This window comes from Nitrosospira lacus (assembly GCF_000355765.4).
Taxonomy (GTDB): Bacteria; Pseudomonadota; Gammaproteobacteria; order Burkholderiales; family Nitrosomonadaceae; genus Nitrosospira; species Nitrosospira lacus.
The window spans coordinates 3,028,658-3,046,055 of the sequence record NZ_CP021106.3 but is presented as its reverse complement, the minus strand read 5'-3'; the positions used below and the strand labels follow the sequence as shown (position 1 = coordinate 3,046,055).

At 53.1% G+C, this 17,398-nt stretch carries 12 protein-coding genes and 1 other RNA gene; 11 read left to right on the top strand and 2 right to left on the bottom strand.

Features of this window, described 5'->3' with window-relative positions:
- Nucleotides 1-76 precede the first annotated feature (76 nt).
- The 6 genes from EBAPG3_RS13910 to EBAPG3_RS13885 all read left to right on the top strand — a co-directional run bounded on the left by EBAPG3_RS13910 (nt 77) and on the right by EBAPG3_RS13885 (nt 5,800).
- Nucleotides 77-748 carry an OmpA family protein gene (locus EBAPG3_RS13910; protein ID WP_040852933.1) on the top strand — a complete coding sequence of 224 codons (672 nt, stop codon included), beginning with the start codon at nt 77-79 and terminating at the stop codon, nt 746-748.
- A gap of 72 nt (nt 749-820) precedes the next feature.
- Nucleotides 821-2,176, top strand: coding sequence for a TRZ/ATZ family hydrolase (locus tag EBAPG3_RS13905; RefSeq protein ID WP_004179767.1), 1,356 nt, complete (start codon nt 821-823; stop codon nt 2,174-2,176).
- A gap of 125 nt (nt 2,177-2,301) precedes the next feature.
- Entirely contained in the window at nt 2,302-3,018 is a 717-nt protein-coding gene (ubiG, locus tag EBAPG3_RS13900) for a bifunctional 2-polyprenyl-6-hydroxyphenol methylase/3-demethylubiquinol 3-O-methyltransferase UbiG (protein WP_004179765.1), read from the top strand.
- Nucleotides 3,019-3,163: 145 nt separating this feature from the next.
- Nucleotides 3,164-3,811: an HAD-IA family hydrolase gene (locus EBAPG3_RS13895; RefSeq protein WP_004179764.1), complete on the top strand. Its 648-nt coding sequence runs from the start codon at nt 3,164-3,166 to the stop codon at nt 3,809-3,811.
- A gap of 212 nt (nt 3,812-4,023) precedes the next feature.
- Nucleotides 4,024-4,385, top strand: a transfer-messenger RNA (tmRNA) gene (gene ssrA, locus EBAPG3_RS13890).
- A 161-nt stretch (nt 4,386-4,546) separates the two neighbouring features.
- Entirely contained in the window at nt 4,547-5,800 is a 1,254-nt protein-coding gene (locus EBAPG3_RS13885) for a tyrosine-type recombinase/integrase (RefSeq protein WP_004179763.1), read from the top strand.
- Nucleotides 5,801-5,843: 43 nt separating this feature from the next.
- On the opposite strand, the gene EBAPG3_RS13880 is transcribed toward EBAPG3_RS13885, so the two are convergent.
- Together EBAPG3_RS13880 and EBAPG3_RS13875 are read right to left on the bottom strand one after the other, a co-directional pair.
- Nucleotides 5,844-9,020, bottom strand: a complete 3,177-nt coding sequence (locus EBAPG3_RS13880) for a BPTD_3080 family restriction endonuclease (protein ID WP_004179761.1) — start codon at nt 9,018-9,020, stop codon at nt 5,844-5,846.
- A complete protein-coding gene (locus tag EBAPG3_RS13875; RefSeq protein WP_004179760.1) occupies nt 9,020-11,728 on the bottom strand; it encodes a site-specific DNA-methyltransferase in 2,709 nt (902 codons plus the stop codon). The genes EBAPG3_RS13880 and EBAPG3_RS13875 overlap by 1 nt, the downstream gene beginning before the upstream one ends.
- A 445-nt stretch (nt 11,729-12,173) precedes the next feature.
- On the opposite strand from EBAPG3_RS13875, the gene EBAPG3_RS13870 reads away from it, so the two are divergent.
- The 5 genes from EBAPG3_RS13870 (at nt 12,174) to EBAPG3_RS13850 (ending at nt 16,782) form a co-directional block, all read left to right on the top strand.
- Nucleotides 12,174-13,127 (top strand): hypothetical protein, encoded by a 954-nt coding sequence (locus EBAPG3_RS13870; RefSeq protein WP_004179752.1) that lies wholly within the window; start codon nt 12,174-12,176, stop codon nt 13,125-13,127.
- Nucleotides 13,128-13,239: 112 nt separating this feature from the next.
- Nucleotides 13,240-13,482, top strand: a complete 243-nt coding sequence (locus tag EBAPG3_RS13865) for a helix-turn-helix transcriptional regulator (RefSeq protein ID WP_004179751.1) — start codon at nt 13,240-13,242, stop codon at nt 13,480-13,482.
- Nucleotides 13,483-13,495: 13 nt separating this feature from the next.
- The gene (locus EBAPG3_RS13860; protein WP_004179750.1) at nt 13,496-15,991 is read left to right on the top strand and encodes a DNA-primase RepB domain-containing protein; all 2,496 of its coding nucleotides are present in this window, start codon (nt 13,496-13,498) and stop codon (nt 15,989-15,991) included.
- A gap of 73 nt (nt 15,992-16,064) precedes the next feature.
- Nucleotides 16,065-16,445, top strand: coding sequence for a hypothetical protein (locus tag EBAPG3_RS13855; protein WP_004179749.1), 381 nt, complete (start codon nt 16,065-16,067; stop codon nt 16,443-16,445).
- Nucleotides 16,432-16,782: a hypothetical protein gene (locus EBAPG3_RS13850; RefSeq protein WP_051049073.1), complete on the top strand. Its 351-nt coding sequence runs from the start codon at nt 16,432-16,434 to the stop codon at nt 16,780-16,782. The genes EBAPG3_RS13855 and EBAPG3_RS13850 overlap by 14 nt, the downstream gene beginning before the upstream one ends.
- Nucleotides 16,783-17,398 lie beyond the last annotated feature (616 nt).

Below are 17,398 nucleotides of genomic sequence, written 5' to 3'. Positions count from 1 at the left end.
GGGCTTTGTTGGAATTTGCATGAATTAGGGATGATTTGATTTTGAATTGAAGTTTTTCTGAAAAAGGGGCGATAGCATGAAAAATATAGTAGCGAAAAAACTCTTGCTCGGAGCAGTTGTTCTGCCAGTGCTGTTTTCGGGAACTGCCATGGCGCAAGAGCAACCCGAAGCTTACGCAAGTGATGGCCGTGGTTCGGTAGCCCGGGATTCTTCCGGCGACTGTTGGCGTACGGGGTATTGGACACCTGCCATGGCGATATACGAATGCGATCCTGATCTGTTGCCAAAAGCCGAGAAAAAAGCTGAAGCGCCTGCTCCCGTGGCTACGACGCCTGTTCCCGCTCCTGTTACGGAACCCGAAAAAGTGTCCTTGTCCGCTGATGAATTATTCGATTTCGATAAGGCTGTCCTGAAGCCCGCGGGCAAGCAAGCTCTGGATGACCTCGTAGGCAAACTTGGGGGCATCAAATACGACACGATCGTTGCCATCGGTTATGCTGACCGTCTCGGCTCCGATGACTACAACAAGAAACTCTCGCTGCGTCGCGCCGAGGCTGTCAAGGCCTACTTGGTGAAAGAAAAAGGCATATCCGCCGATAAGATCTTCACCGATGGTAAAGGCGAAGCCAATCCGGTAACCGGCGACACATGCAAAGGCAACAAGAAAACCAAAGCATTGATCGAATGCCTGCAACCCGATCGTCGCGTTGAAGTTGAAGTCGCCGGTACACGGGAAACAGTTCAATAATCAAGACTTAAGCACAAAAACATTAAAACCCTGCCCTTGTGCAGGGTTTTTTTTTGCTAAGCTCGTCAATACATGGCCTATCCCGTAAAAATCGATACATTGCTGGAAGCACGCTGGATAATTCCGGTGGAGCCCAATGGGATGGTGTTACGCGATCATGCGATTGCGATCGACAAGGGACTGATTCAGGCAATTTTACCGGCAGCCGAGGCGCAATCGCGATTTTCCCCCAGCGAACGGGTGGTCCTGGGCAATCACGCGTTGATCCCGGGCCTGGTCAACCTCCACATTCATGCCGCGATGTCGCTGATGCGCGGCATGGCGGACGATCTGCCGTTGATGGAGTGGCTTCACAACCATATATGGCCCGCTGAAACGCGCCATGTTGATGCCGGATTTGTCTTCGATGGAACCCGGCTGGCCTGCGCCGAGATGCTGCGGGGCGGAATTACCTGCTTCAACGACATGTACTTCTTTCCGGAGGCATCGGCCGAGGCGGTGCTGGCATCTGGCATGCGTGCCGCGATGGGCATGATCATCATCGACTTCCCCACCGCCTACGCCAGCGATGCCGATGATTATCTGGCCAAGGGCCTGGCGCTGCGCGACAAATACAATCATCATCCGCTGCTATCGTTCTGCTTCGCGCCGCATGCGCCTTACACCGTCAGTGACAAGGTTTTTGCCAGCGTCCTGACCTATGCCGAACAGCTCGATCTGCCTGTCCATATTCATCTGCATGAAACCGACGACGAAATCACAAATGGTCTGAAAACCACCGGTGTACGTCCGATAGAGCGCCTGCACAAACTTGGCTTGCTGGGCCCCAATCTGATCGCCGTGCACATGGTCCATCTCAATAGCGATGAAATCGGACTGATGGCGCAACAAGGCTGCTCCGTGGCACATTGCCCTTCTTCCAATCTGAAGCTTGCCAGTGGGCTTGCGCCCATCGCTGCCCTGCTGGATAAAGGTATCAATGTTGGCTTGGGCACAGATGGGGCCGCCAGCAATAATCGCCTCGATATGTTCGAGGAAATGCGTTTCGCCGCGCTGCTCGCGAAAGGCCGGAGCGGCAGGGCGGATACGCTGCCCGCATGGCAGGCACTGCAAATGGCGACGCTCAATGGCGCCAAGGCGCTGGGGCTGGGTGCGCTCACCGGTTCGCTGATCGCGGGCAAAGCGGCCGACATCACCGCAGTGGATTTTTCCAGTCTCGAACTCGCACCCTGTTATGACCCCGTTTCACATCTTGTCTATGCCGCCGGGCGCGAACATGTGAGCCATGTGTGGGTAAATGGTAAAATGCTGCTGGAGGATGGGGAATTGACCACTCTGAATGAGCAGGAGCTATTATTGCGGGCGGAATTCTGGCGGGACCAGATCACGGATGGGATGAAGTTTAATGATCCTGAATCCGGCAGTTGACCGCTCATCTTGAATTTAACATCATTACTGGCCAGTACCGGAGTAGGCTCGGAGAGCCGCCTGATGGATTATCTGGATTAAACTTTCATCATTTTGGTGTGTTCGCTACAATTACCGGATTTAGGATGATCAAAGAAACGGAAGAAAAGAGCGTAAATGTTGATCCGCTGGAGCTGGAAAAATTCAGCCAACTGGCGCATCGCTGGTGGGACCCCAACAGTGAATTCAAGCCGCTGCATGAAATTAATCCACTGCGCCTGGATTACATCGACCGGTTTGCAGGCCTGTCAGGCAAAACCGTGCTGGATGTCGGGTGTGGTGGCGGCATTCTGTCGGAAAGCATGGCGGGGCGCGGTGCGCACGTCACGGGCATCGATCTTGGCGACAAACCCCTGAAAGTAGCGAAGCTGCATCTGCTGGAAACCGGCAAAAAAGTGAATTACCGCAAGATCGCGGTGGAAGATCTCGCCCGGGAGCAGCCTCATCATTACGATGTGATTACCTGCATGGAGATGCTTGAGCACGTGCCCAGTCCGGCAAGCATCGTGCGCGCCTGCGCCGAACTTGCCAAGCCGGGTGGTTGGATCTTCTTCTCGACCATCAACCGCAACCCGAAGTCATACCTGTTCGCCATTATTGGTGCCGAATACGTATTGAACCTGCTGCCGCGAGGCACGCATGACTATGCAAAATTCATCAAGCCGTCCGAGCTCGCCCGCATGGCTCGTGAAGCCGGCCTCAATGTGGAAGATATCATCGGCATGACTTACAATCCCATCACCAAGGTCTACGCACTGGAGGCGGATTCCGACGTGAACTACATTATGGCGTACCGTGCCTGAAATCGTAAGTGCGGTGAAATAAGGCCATCGACCGGGAAATGTAACCCAAATTTCGACATTCCGGACTTGATCCGGAATCCAGCCCAAACGACGTGGGTATGCCTTTCACGCCTCACTCCCGTCGATGCCAAAATAGCCATGACTCATGATTAGAGCCGTTCTCTTCGATCTCGACGGCACTCTTGCCAACACCGCACCCGATCTGGGGCATGCCCTCAACCGGCAGCGCATCGCACGTGGCCTCCCGGCGTTGCCGATCGCGCTTATCCGTACCGAAGCCTCGGCCGGTGCGCGCGGGCTGCTTGGGTTGGGGTTCAATATCAAACCGGGCGATACTGGCTATGATGCCATGCGCAATGAGTTTCTCGATTTTTATGCTGAACGCCTGTGCGATGAAACCCGTTTGTTTCCGGGCGTAGCCGAGCTGCTTGACCAGATCGAGGCTCGCGGGCTTCCGTGGGGAATCGTGACCAATAAACCTGCGCGCTTTACCCTGCCGTTGATGCGGGAGCTGGGTTTGAACAACCGTGCCGCATGTATTGTCAGCGGTGGCGACACCACGCACTCCAAGCCACACCCGGAGCCGCTGCTGACAGCAAGCAGCATGATGGCCATTGCACCCGCCGAATGCGTTTACCTGGGCGACGACTACCGCGACGTGCAGGCAAGCCTGGCTGCCGGGATGGAGCCGATCATCGCCAAGTATGGCTATCTGGGAAATGGACACCCCCCTGAATCCTGGGGCGCAAAATATCTTATCGATCATCCCCAGGAACTGCTTAATTACCTTTAGTTACCCTTAAGCACCTTTCAGATAAATTGTAGGGCGTAATAAGTGAAGCGCATTACCCGTATGAGAATTCTTTAACGACTGCACGCCTATTTGCCGGCAAAATCAGAAGAGCCCTCCCTGCTTCTGTTATAGTATGCGTGGCAGCAAGACTCGAAGTTCGTCATTGAACTCTTCCGTCTCATCACTATCTAATAAGTGTGATACAGAATGCCGGGGGCGACCTGGCTTCGACGTGGGTTGCAAAGCAGCGCAGGGCATACCGAGGACCAGTTACCTCGTAAATACATCTGGAAAAGTATAGTCGCAAACGACGAACGTTACGCTCTAGCCGCTTAAATCCGGCTGGACTCCGCACCGGTGGGCCTCAACGCCGGGTCTGGCAACAGACAGCGGAGCCATTAACGAGGATCGCGCTCCGCAGGGTTACTTTACAGAGCGTTAAACAATAGGTGACTCGCCTGTCATCAGCCCGCCGGTTGGCGGATGCCAGGTTAAATTAAATAACATGGCTAAGTATGTAGAACTGTCTGTAGAGGACTTGCGGACGCGGGTTCGATTCCCGCCGCCTCCACCATCAATACCCCCAGTAAGATTCAACGCCGTCCTAGAGACGGCGTTTTTCTTTGTAAATAGGGACAGTCATCGTCCATTTACGTCTTGCGCAATCTGATAACATCCGGGCATAATGGGGGTAGCGAAGGGGGTATCGCTCCAAATTGAACCGGGAGATATTGTATGTCTGGGGGTATCGGCGGAAAGCTTACAGATAAAGCCGTTAAGGCGTTTGTTGCGAAAACGGAGCGTGGCAAGAAGCTCCCAGATGGGGGTGGTCTGCATCTTTTCATCACTCCTGCGGGGGGTGCCACCTGGCGCATCAAATACCGGATTGACGGCAAGGAGAAAATTTACTCTGTCGGCACCTACCCAGCCGTTTCCCTGGCAGCGGCGCGTGTTGAGCTGACTGAGGTCAAAGCGCTTCTCCGGGAAAATAAAGACCCGGTTACTCAGCGCCGTATCAACCGTGCGGAAACCAGCGCATCAAGCGACAATACCTTTGAAGCCGTCGCTGGCGGATGGCTGACCATGAAAAAGAAGGAATGGAGCGCAGGCCATTATATCAAATCGTCGCGGGCATTCGAGCGCGACATCTACCCCGCAATTGGCAAGCTGCCCATTGCCAGCATCACCCCTGCCATCGTAGCGAAAGCCGTTGAGGATATCCACAAGCGCGACGTGCTTGAAACCGCTACTCGTATCCTCCAGCATCTAAACGGCGTGTTCCGCTACGCCCAAGCCAAGGGACTATGCCGCGACAATCCCGCCCTTCCTGCCCGTGAGATACTACCCCGGAAAAAAGACAGCGGACGTATGCCTGCCCTGCTGGAATTTGCTGCATTGGGTGACATTTTGCGCCGCGCCGATATGACCAGAATTTCCCCGTCTGTGCGCATGGCGCATCGCCTATGCGCATTCACAGCGGCACGCATCGGCAACGTCACCAATGCGGAATGGAAAGAGTTCGACCTTGAAAGCGACCAGCCAGTCTGGAGCATTCCGCGCGCCAAAATGAAAGTCACCTCACGGTTCATTGACCACCGCATCCCCCTCAGCGCGGAAATTGCCGCCGAGTTGCGCCAATGGAAGGGTGTTTTTGGCACCAAAGGTTATTTGTTCCCGTCCCCCGCCGGAGGCAAGCACATCGGGCGCGAATCCATCGAAAAGGTGTACCGTGTAACTTTGCGGCTCGATGGGAAACATTCCCCCCACGGCTGGCGCAGCTCATTTTCTACCCTTGCGCGCGATCACGGCACTGCCCGCGATGTGGTGGAGCTTGCCCTTGATCATGTCCACGACAATGAAGTCGCGCGAGCCTATGATCGTGGGGAGCGATTCGATGAGCGGGTCAAATTGTTCCAATGGTGGGGAACGCAACTTGCCGGTGCCCAACGAGGTGCAACGGTCATTCCACTAAAAACCAAAGCGGCTTGATGGTTTGCTACGCAAGCAAGCAAGTGGCTTGATGGGCCGGCAGTCAGATAGATTCTTCTTCCTGCGCGACCAAGTCAAACTGCCCCTCATCCCACTTGGCTGTTGCGAAGACATTCAGTGCGACCCCGAGCGCTCCCGGGTCAGTGACGAGCAGATAATGCCACGTGCCATGCTGGCCTAGCCGGTTGACCGCATTGACCCAGCGCTGTGCCGCCTTGGCCTTCACGTCTGCATCATCAGTAACTTGGCCTTTGATTTCCACAATTACATTGAGAGCGCTATCTGTCACCACGATAAAATCCGGCATGTAGCGAGCCGGGAGGCCTTTCTTACGGTAGGGGATGAAGAACCCCAAGCGTTCGTTCTTCACCCATTTCTTCACTCCCGGATGGCTGTCTAGCAGGAACACGGCGGTTTGCTCCCATTTTTGAGTATCGGCCGCCATTGCGTTGAAGTGGCACTTAGTCACTGGATAAATCGGCTTTGTAGTGTGAAAATCCACAAATACAGTGCTGCCGCGCCCCGCCGCGCCTTGCGGAATAACCGCAACTTCTGCGCTGTCAGATGATGCGCCTTTTTTAAGGGCTTCCAGCAAAGAGCCAATCGCCGCTTGCATATACTCGCCTACCAACAGAACATCACAGGGCTGGCTTCCGCCTTTTCTGTCGAGTCTCTCGGCCAGGAATCGTTTTGCCGCGAAAGCAACTTTCGGAAACAACACTTGCACCGGAACCGCTGTCGCGCCATTGTCGTTTTGCCACTGGCGGCAAACTTCACGGGCCAGTTTGAACGCAACCTGTTGGTCACGGAACATTGCTCGCCATTTTTTTAGAGACAATATTGGTTTTTCGCCTGGGCCATAAGCTGCCAACGTACCATCTGGTGTTGTCAGTGGGGTCATCTCAACTGTTTGGGGAATCTTCATCGGATCAATCGTGACTTTGGAAACTTGATTCCAATCCACGCACACATCGAATTGCCCGGATTCGTGATACCCGGTCACCATCGGGAAAGTGATTTCGTACTCTGCCTTTTCCGGTACTGAATAAATATGGTTCGGTTGAGGCTTCGGCGTCGTCGGGCCGGGCAGGGAAACCTTAAACGGAATAAGCTCGAACGGTACGCCAAAAACCTTGGCGGTTTCTTCGGCGAACATCTGAGTCTTTTCGTTCAGTGCATAATGCTTGCGGCGCAGGGCGCGCCCAATTACCTGTTCGCATAGCAATTGCGAACCAAACGGGCGCAATCCAACAATATGGGTTACCGTCTGGGCATCCCAACCTTCGGCCAGCATAGAAACGGATACGATGCAGCGAATATCACGGCCCGGCGGAATGCGTTCGTCAATCCACTTCAAAGCACCGTCATTGTCTTCACTAGCTACTTTTTCATTATGTTTGCGGACAAGCTCCGACCATTCTTCGGGAATCTTGCCGCCCGGCCACACGGCCTTGCCTACCGTATCAAGGATAAAACGCAACCGCCGGGTTTCATCTTTCGTACCGCCCTCTTCAATGTCTTCGATAACCTTCGAGTCAATCCGTACCGTGACCTCCTGTCCCATATGATTTTTAAAATATGGCGGTGATACGCCGTAACTGTCATTGCCGTTTGCCACCCAAGCATAAACTTCCTTGGCAACGGCAGTATCACGACAGACCACAATGAATACCGGCGGCACGGGGTGTTTGTGCTCTTGCTTCGACGTGGTTTCCCATTCCAAGAAACGCTGATGCCACTCCGTCGCCAACAGGGTAATCGGTGCGCTGGCGAAATTCATTACGATTTCAGGAGTCAGCTTGGAGCTATAGCCTTCTTCCACGGCCTTGGCCTGAACCCAGCGCCAGATATTGAAGTAAGCCGCCTCATCGGCCCCCGTCACGTCCCGCGACGGCAATTGCGGAATTTTGACCAGACCAGACTCAATTGCATCCAATAATCCGAAATCGGACACAATCCACGGGAATGGCTTGCCTACTTCGTTGCCTGAACCCTGGATATAGAAAGGGGTAGCGGAAAGATCGACACAGAGATTGATGCCGCGCTTGCGGCTGCCCCCGGCGAGCTTGTTAATGCGGTCAAGACCTTCAATCCAGATGGTTGCTTCACGGTCGTTTTTCCTCGCGAGATCCGCGTCATCGTCGAGGGATTGTTCGTCGCCCGTCACATCGCCGCGCCGATAGGCATGGTGCGCCTCATCGTTGAAAATCAGCCAGTGCGGACTGCGGCCCTTGCCGCAGCCAAGTTCCTGCCGGATGCGTTTGAACCAAGCCGCGTCGGACTCGAAATATTTCACTTCGCTTGTTTCATTTTCCTTGCCCGCGTTCTTGACGATTTCCATCGGCTCGCCAGTTTTGACCACTTTCGCGGAGTCGCCGTTGACGGTATTGGTTTCCTTTTTCGCCAGCCGATGCCAATTGGCAATCATCACCTCACCTCGGCGCAATTCTTCCATCCGATGCGGCGGCACAAGCTGGCGGGTGCGATAGAGGCTCAAATCGCCCAGCGCAGGATCAAGCTCCTGCAACCTTTCACGGATGGTCACATTCGGGCAAACAATCAGGACCGTATCGGAAAACCGGTCATCGGTCGGCGCGGCAACCCGGTTCAAAATCGACCATGCCGCCAACATGCCCATGACAGTGGTTTTGCCGGAACCGGTTGCCATCTTGCAGGCATAACGGATGAAGGCGCGAAAGCCCGCATCTTTGGCATTAAGGCCAGGTTCATCTTTCGGGATTACCGGCAATCCCTTGCCGTAAATCTCGCTGGCCTCTGTTAAAAAAATGATGGTTTCTACGGCCTCGATTTGCGCGAAGAATAAACGCTGCATCCGGTCTTCGCTGCGCCAAAGTTCCAATAATTCTTTGGTGACCGCTGATGCCCCATCATACGGAAGACCGGCGCTATGCGTTCCGGCGCGCCAGGTCTTAATCCGTGCGCGGGTTTCATTGACGAGGGCAATTTCGACCTGTTCGCCCTTTTCCGCCTCGAACATATCCTGGGTGTCTTTGTTCTTCCTGCCCCGTCCGGCATGTTCCGGGACTCGGTAAAAATAGCTGGCGCGGCGGCGACCATCCGCTTTAACGGGCGGTTTGCCTCTTTCGATTTGCCAGTGGAGTTTCGGCTCAACAAAAGGTGAATTGATAATTGGTTCACCAACTCCCGTCGGTGTCGGCGGTGACATTTCCTGTTTGTCCTGCTTGGGCGCGACCACCATCACTTCGCCCCTTCGGCGTTTTTGACCACCATAAGCTCGTTGCCCCGATCGTCAATCACCTTGACCGCAATGCGCCGCTTGTCGCCCAACGCGAAGGGTTCGCTGACTGTTCCGGCCAGATGTTCCCAAACGCTTTCGTTGAAATTGCCCTTTAGCGATTTTTGCAGATTGTCCCACGCTCCAGTTTTCGGGAAAAACACCTGCGAAGCGCAAAATGCCATGCCGTTGTAATTGGCGTCCAGCATCCAGCACGGCAGGTTTTCGGCTTCGACGGAATCCGTTTCCATCGTGTCGGGCCGGAAAATATCAAGACCTTTGACCGCGACTTGATGCAGCGGCATTCCATCTTGCTTTTGTCCAACGGGTTCCAAGGTCACATCTGGCAAGCCTGTAATCGAGAAAATCTCGCTGGCCTTGCTGGTTTTTAGCAAGTCCGACATGACCACATCAGGGGTAACTGCAATATAAGTCGTGCGGATTTTCAGTTTGTCCAGCATCTCGCGGGCTTTGGCCTGAATGGCGAAGCCGAATAGGAAAAGTTGTTGAAAACCCTGTTGTAGGGCTTCCGTGTGGGCATTGAACACATATTCGGAACCAATTGCGCCATCTTCCGGCCCAAACACAATCGCAATCCGTTTCTCCACCCCGTTCTTCACAGTCGCTTCGGCGTGGAGATGCTCCCGATCCGCCAAGGGGCGTACATTTTCCAGTTCAAGGCGCAAGTTTCCAGGTAATTGCAGGGTTTTGCTTTGCCGCAGCACTTCGATCATTCGGTCGAGATAGGCGCGAGGGCTGGTGGTGACTTTCGATGCGTCGGCAACTTGGCTGTCCTCCTCGGCCAACGTCATGGCAGCATGTATGGTGGCTTCAACTGTGAACGTCCCGCAGACGCGGGTGATTTTTTTGTTTACTTCCGGGCGGTTAACCAGAGTTACCGTTTCTGGTTCTTCGTTGTTAGCAATGGACTTGAGCGTGATATGTGGCACTAGACCGCCGATCTCTTCACCCTTGCGATTTTGTTTACGTTCGTAAACAAATCCGCCTGACGGGCCTTGCGAACGATTTTTGAGTCGATACCAAGGGAATGTGGCGGTAAGGAGTCTTTGCCGCGCTAAGGCTAGTGGAACACGCGACGTGTCGCAGGTAATCCAACGGCGGCCCCATTGTTCAGCGACAACGGCTGTTGTGCCGGAACCACAAGTAATATCCATGACTAAATCGCCTGGATTGGTAGCCATCAAAATACATCGTTCAGCCACCTTCAACCCAGTTTGAACGACATAAAGCTTTTCATCTGTAAAACTTCCTGTCAGCGTATCAGTCCAAATATTGCCTATCTGTTGATATGGGAAATCATCTGCATATCTGATGTATTGAATACTGTTTTTGGCCACATGAATACGTCCAGCCTCTGCTAGTCGTTCCATTCCCTTAGGATAATTCGCTTTCCAGTGGGAATTTGCCCCAGGAGAATATGTCTTCCCAAGATATGAAAATGGCTGCGGTTCTTTAGATGCGCCCTGTGATTGAATGTTGTCGGGTTTGTAAAGCTTTGCTTCGCTAGGAATCGAAGCGTCACCACGCTTTTCTTCTGCGGTAAGCCCTCTGTATGAACCATCTTTGAGCAGAACCCAACGTGCATTTCCTTCACCTAGCATGATAGGCTGAGCCTCATATGCCTTGTTGCACTTCAAGATTGCCTTTGATTTGGCATACCAAAGCAGAAAATCTCCGAGTGTCGGCAATGTGTTTGAATCGAAGCCGGATGTTGTCTGGAAGCTAATTTGCGAAATGAAGTTTTCTGCACCAAATACTTCGTCTAGAACCTGACGAACATGATGCACATTCTCGTCTGAGATTTGAACAAACACACTACCTGACTCTGTCAGGATATTTTTTGCTAATAACAACCGGTCGCGGAGATAGGCCAGATAGGAATGCAGTCCCAATTCCCATGTGTCTCGATATGCCTTCACCATCTCCGGCTCACGGATCATGTATTCATCTTTGCCGTGATTATCTTTAACTTTTTTATCTCGAACAAAGGGTTGAAAGTTCGAGCCAAACTTGACTCCATAAGGTGGGTCGAAATAAATCATCTGCACCTGTCCACCCATGCCTTCGTATTCGAGCAGGGAGTTCATCACTTGTAGCGAGTCGCCAAGGACAAGGCGATTTGTCCACGGGCCGGTGTGTTGGTAGGCATCCAGCTTGTCGGCAATGTCCAGCTCGGCATCGCCAAATAGGTCAAGGTTGGTGCCGGTAGCTTTATGCGCCTTGAGGGTTTCCAGAATAGCCTGGGTCGAATGCCGTTCATGTACGAAAAGCGGCAAAGTTGGCACGGAAATCTGTTGCCGTTCCGCTTTGCCCGCCCAGTTGAGGAAAGGCTTGGTTAGGCTTCTGAGCCGGGCCGCGCATTGGGATAGCGAGGCGAATTTTTCCCGCGTTCCTTCCCACATTTGCGGCTGCGCAAAGACAACACCTTCTCCCTGCTCTGCTACTTCGGCTACTAGATTTAGCAACCACTCGGCGAATGAACGTTCGGCGTTTTCATCCCAGCACAATTCTGGCGCAAGGCTGGAATCGTAGCGATAGGTTTTTGGGACCTTTTTGTTCTGAAATTGCGCCTCTACCCCGACATCAGGCCGCTGTACGCTTTGTTGAGAATGTTTGTAAGCAGAAGAGTTTATTGTTTCCTCATCGTTCATATTTCAGCTTCCTGTAGCGATTTTTTGGGGTTCAAAGATAGCAAGCATATTATTAAAAGGACCCTCTAAAAGTTCAGGTGCACTGACTTCATTGCCTCAGCGCAAATTCTCGTGTTTTGATCCTTTTTCTTACTTAAAGGGTTGTCCAACACTTGCCGTCTACATGGAGGCTCCCCCTCGATGGGCGATGCTGAGGTGGTTCTGTTCATCGGTCAGGCACGCCGCTTCTGGCGAAGTCCATTCTATGCAAAGGTTATCGTGGCGGTAGTGGGGACAGTTAATTTTTTCCAGGGGTGATCTTGAACTGCAAAGTACCGTAATGTACTGTAAAGCCCCTCATAATCCAATTGAATTGATGGCGCATTATTTAATAAAGCGATAGTGGGAGTACTTTTACTCCACTGTCATCACATAGCAATATAGGGTAACCGCGAAGGAGCGCAGTGTGAGTAAACTCTTAAAATTGAAAGAATGGTTAACAGTACCAGACGCGGCTCGGCATCTAGCAATCGTATTCGATGAGGAAGTGACAGAAGCTCATGTACTGCGCTTCGCGCTTGATGGCCGGTTGCGGTTGTCTGTCTATTTCGCGAATCACGCGAAAGCCCTGTGTGGAAATATGGTTCCAATTGAAGAGGCGAAATACGAAGAGATTCCGTCGCCTAATGGCACAGGTACGGTTCGATTGTATGCGGGACCAACCTTGTTATCTGGCGGGGAGGCGAGCCACGTGCTTGAGCTCTGGGATGAAGTCGTCACGCTTGCGGATGTTTTTGACCTACCCATGATCGGTAACGAGCGGCTAGACATTGAACATAACTACCAGAATCTAACCGGTGGGCCAGCTATAACCCATGGAGGTTTGGAAGGCGCCTTTGTTGAAGGGAAATACGGGGTTGTCTGCCAGCTTCAAGTTGATTTCGAGGATAACAAATTTTGTCGTGGATCGCGTGCGGAGCTGGAGCAGCTGAAAGCGAAGATAGCGAGAGAAAATATAGAAAAATCCGAGGCGGAAAAGCTGTTGAACGAACACAAAGAAAAGCGAGCGAAGTTTCTCAAAAGGAGGAACTCGCGGTCCGCATCGGAAAACTACTGCCCGGCGAGCGGCTTGCCGGAAGATAGCGTGTTGGTTGTCCGAACTGAAGCACTGAGGGAATTCGAGCAGTCGATAAAAGGCGCACCGGCAAGCTCGGAAACACCTGCTCAACGCCGCGAAAGACTCAAGAAGCGAGTTTTGGAAGAGAAAACAAAAGGAACCAAAGCATTCCTTCGCACTGTAGCGCTGGAAGAGAAGATTTCAATATCGAGGTTGAAACAAATTATTGAAGAGGTTTCCACGGATAGTTCGTCGTGGGGGGGCTTACTCTCTTCAAAAAGACAGACTAGCTCGAAAAGTTGAAACCCAAGTATTGATAAGGCTTTTCATCGCGATGAACCAGATAGGTTGCGAGACAGTACCCTAGCTAGTTCCCAATGGCGGCATGTTCAATAACGCTCGAAGGAGTGCAAACATGCTGCAAACCATCTATCGGCTTCCTGCCGTTCAATCTGAATCCGGGCTTTCCCGCTCCACCATCTATCTTCGCATTGCTCAAGGGCTATGGACAAAGCCGGTGAGCCTTGGTGCACGGGCAGTAGGATGGCCGTCCGGTGATGTGGCGGCGATAAACACGGCGCGCATTGCCGGGAAAACCGACGAAGAAATCCGCGCCTTGGTGGTGAAGCTGGAAGCCGCCCGCAAAGCTTTGGTTTGAGGGGGTGGCGACCATGACAACCAATATGCTGACAGTTTCAGCTTCCGAGCCGGACGAAGCCGGTAAAGGCGGCAAAGGTGGTGATTTCAAGATTACGAACGCTGAATTTGTCGCAGCTATATTTCAGAAATTGCCCGAAGCTGCGTTCACGGCGGTCTGTTCCAAGCCCCATGATCCTGGCAACGGCGGATGGACAGCAAACAGCTCTGAACAAGTCGTCGACAATCTTTCTGCCGGGCATAACAATTACGTCGGTTGTTCGAGCTTCTATCCCGGCGATGACGGCTCATTCAAGGCGCGTAAAGACCGGTTCGCCGCCTGCCATTTTCTGATGCTGGACGATCTTGGCACCAAGGTTTCGTTTGATCGGCTGGCGGGTTTTGAATTGTCCTGGCTGATCGAGACGAGCCCGGGCAATCATCAGGGCGGGATCATTCTCGCTGATCCTATCACCGATGGTGCTGCGGCTGTGCGGCTACTTACCGCCGTGATTGACGCTGGCCTTTGCGACCCTAACGCAACCGGGCCATTAAGCCGATGGGCACGCCTTCCTGTCGCAATCAATGGCAAACTAAAATATGCCAACGATGCGGGTGAGCCGTTTCGCTGCCGCCTAATCGAATGGCGCCCTGAAAAGCGCTACACGCCACAAGAAATTGTGGATCGTCTGCAATTGGAACTCGCACCGGCTGGGCGGCCAAAGAAGGAAGCTAAACTCTCTGAGGATAACCGGCGCAGCATGGGCAAGGATGCTGATGATGTGTTGACGCCCAAGGCTGCGGAAAATCCGGTAGTGGCTGCCTTCAAGGCACGAGGACTTTACAAAACGCCATTGGGCTCAGGCAAGCACGACATCACCTGCCCATGGGTCTACGAGCATACCGATGGCCTTGACACCGGCGCTGCCTATTTTGAACCCGACGAGCTATATCCCCTGGGTGGATTCTGCTGCCAGCACTCGCACCGGGAGAAGATCCACATTCGCCAGTTGCTCGAATTCCTGGGCATTCGCAATGACGAGGCACGGCATAAACCGGTCATCCGCGTGGTCGCCGGTGATTTGCACCGGGTAATTGATGCGGCAGAAAAAGAATTGGCGGATCGTAGGCGACATTATCAGGCAGGCGGCTTGATTGTTTCCGTCTCCACCGACCCGACCACCGGAGATCCTTCGATTATTCCGACCAGCGCACCGGCGCTGACAAGGGAGCTGTCGGTCGCGGCGACATGGGAAAAATACGATGGGCGCGCGGAAGATTGGGTTCGTTCTGATCCCCCCCAGCGGCACGTTGCCATTCTTTACGACGCCCAGAACTTTCGTCACTTGCCACCCCTAAAAGGCGTCGCGAGACAACCGTATTTTCGCGAGTCAGACGGGGAGTTGATTACACAGGCCGGTTATGACAAAACATCGCAGCGCTTCGGTGTCTTCGACTCGCGTCAATTTGTCATCGAGGAACCGACAGTTGAAGCGGCACGGGCGGCGCTGGCCCTGCTGGAAGAGTTGCTTAACGAGTTTCACTTCGTCGGAGCCGCAGATAAAGCCGCTGCGCTTTCGGCCATCTTCACCGCTGTAGTGCGACCCACGTTGGCTCATGCCCCTGGATTTCACGTCAAAGCACCGATTTTTGGTAGCGGAAAAACTTATCTTTGCGAGCTTATTGGCGCTTTTGCCGGGCCTGCCGGAAATGCAAAAGTGAGTTATCCCACCACATCGGAAGAAGCCACCAAAGTTATTCTGTCGTTGCTGCTGACCAGCCCAGCGGTTATTGAGTTCGATGACATGGACACCGACTGGATACCGCACGGCACCATTAAGAGAATGCTGACGGCTGAGCAGATCACTGACCGGATTTTGGGGGTGAGTAAGACGGCGACAGTAAGCACGCGCACTCTGTTTTTAGGCTCTGGAAATAACGTTGGCCCGGTACGTGATCTTCTGCGGCGCATTGTGACGATTCACATCGACCCCCGATGTTCAACACCCGCCACGATGACGTATAAAAGTTTTCCCGTCGAAAGGGTACGCAAACAACGGGGATTATATGTAGCTGCTGTGCTGACCATTATTCTGGCATGGCGCAGGGCGGGCTCACCGCGTGCTCCCGTTGAAAGCATTGTGACCTTTGGCGGCGCATGGTCAGACTATTGCCGGCATCCGCTGATGTGGCTTGGGCATTGTGATCCCGCTACGGCGCTCCTTGAACAAGTCAAGCACGACCCGGACGGAGATGCGCTCGCGGGGCTGATGACCCAATGGCACGCTGCATTCGGATCGACAGCCATTACGGTACGCAAGGTTGTAGAGGTGGCGCAACGGGGGAATTCCGATCTTCTCGATGCAATACGTGAATTTCCTGTGGAAGAAAGAGGTGAGGTCAATCGCTCAAAGCTTGGCTGGCTCTTGAAGAAGCATGCGAACCGGATCGTCAAAGGGCTTGAATTCCAGAAATCGGAAGCGGATGGGCGAACAGCTTGGCGAGTTGTCGCGGTGAATCTCCCCCTTTAACACCTTTACCGCCTTTCGCCACCCCCGTTGCGAAAACTGTCACACACATGACGAAGATTGTGGAAGGCGTGCTGTGATCGCGGCGGAGATTATCGAATCAGCCGTCCTTGAAGGGGTTCGCCTTGACCTCACGGCTGAGGGCCAGTTGCACTATTCCGGTGATGCCGACGTGATTGCCCAGTGGCTTCCGGTCATTCGCGAAAACAAACCCGGCATCCTGATCAAGTTGCGTTGGGAACGGAAACGCGCCGAGTTACTTGCCATGCTGAATGCCTCGCCGGACAGACATTATTCCATCCTGGTTGACAACGCATCCATTGACCCGGTTATTGTCGCCGTGGGTATAAGGGGTATCTCCACATTCGAGCTGGAAATTCCTCGCAAATATTATGACGGCTTGGCACTGCTGGAACTCATTGAAAAACATACAGGGGGTAAATATGCAAACACTTGAAAACAATTCCGTGATTCCATTCCCAGCAACTGATGACCAAGTTGCGCCGCAGGGAGGTTATGAAACCGTACGCTTCAACGCCATGAAGCACGGCATTCTTTACCGACTGGTAGTATTGGCCCATGAGGATGCGCGTGAGTTTGCCGACCTGCTGGCGGCGCTGATCGAGGAACACCGGCTTACAGGCATAATCGAGCGGCATCTGATCGAAGAACTCGTAGCGATCATCTGGCGCAAGCGGCGGGTATTGCTGGCTGAAGGGGCGAAGATCAACGAGGGACTGAAAAGCGCTGTGAACTGTCCGAAGATGGTTATTTCTTCGGCGGCACCCTTTTAGCGTGGCCTGTACGGCGAGCATGCGGACCTACTCGACCTGTCGACCGCGACGCCGGAGGAAATCGCCAAGGACCAGCGGAATGCCGATCTTGATCCTGCCGCGACCTGGAGGCATGTCGTTCTGCGACCTTCGCCACAGGCAGAAACGTATGCGACCTGACTATCGGACCTGGAACCTGACTGGTTCTGGAATTAGAGGCTCTGACAATACCTATCCGATCAAGCCCAAAATACTCAATAAATTTTACAACGGCTCTCTGGCGTGGACTGACAGGTGTCCGTGTTTTTCGTTACTGGCAATATTGCCACTTGCTCTTTCCAGTTCTCAATTCGGACCATTCACAGCTCGATGAAACGCCCCATTTTAGTTTAACGCCAGTTATAGTTCATTCCCCGTTCACGCGATATTGTGGTTCAGCTTGAATATGAGATTTGGCTCGGCCATTTCTCGATATCCAATTCTCACTATAACTACTAACTCCTATTTATCGTTCCAGCATTTATCGCATGGGTCATTATCAAACCATTGCTTCACGGCTAGGTATTTGTTTATCCGGGATAACTGGCTTTTTTAACTTCATGCACCGCCATCGCTTTTCGTCACTACTAAAACGTAT

What these genes read in the sequence shown, in the direction of transcription:
- EBAPG3_RS13905 (WP_004179767.1), top strand. Translation starts at nt 821, where the DNA reads ATGGCCTATCCCGTAAAAATCGATACATTGCTGGAAGCACGCTGGATA.
- EBAPG3_RS13895 (WP_004179764.1), top strand. Translation starts at nt 3,164, where the DNA reads ATGATTAGAGCCGTTCTCTTCGATCTCGACGGCACTCTTGCCAACACC.
- EBAPG3_RS13880 (WP_004179761.1), bottom strand. Translation starts at nt 9,020, where the DNA reads ATGGTGGTCGCGCCCAAGCAGGACAAACAGGAAATGTCACCGCCGACA.
- EBAPG3_RS13875 (WP_004179760.1), bottom strand. Translation starts at nt 11,728, where the DNA reads ATGAACGATGAGGAAACAATAAACTCTTCTGCTTACAAACATTCTCAA.
- EBAPG3_RS13885 (WP_004179763.1), top strand. Translation starts at nt 4,547, where the DNA reads ATGTCTGGGGGTATCGGCGGAAAGCTTACAGATAAAGCCGTTAAGGCG.
- ubiG (WP_004179765.1), top strand. Translation starts at nt 2,302, where the DNA reads ATGATCAAAGAAACGGAAGAAAAGAGCGTAAATGTTGATCCGCTGGAG.
- EBAPG3_RS13850 (WP_051049073.1), top strand. Translation starts at nt 16,432, where the DNA reads ATGCAAACACTTGAAAACAATTCCGTGATTCCATTCCCAGCAACTGAT.
- EBAPG3_RS13910 (WP_040852933.1), top strand. Translation starts at nt 77, where the DNA reads ATGAAAAATATAGTAGCGAAAAAACTCTTGCTCGGAGCAGTTGTTCTG.
- EBAPG3_RS13860 (WP_004179750.1), top strand. Translation starts at nt 13,496, where the DNA reads ATGACAACCAATATGCTGACAGTTTCAGCTTCCGAGCCGGACGAAGCC.
- EBAPG3_RS13865 (WP_004179751.1), top strand. Translation starts at nt 13,240, where the DNA reads ATGCTGCAAACCATCTATCGGCTTCCTGCCGTTCAATCTGAATCCGGG.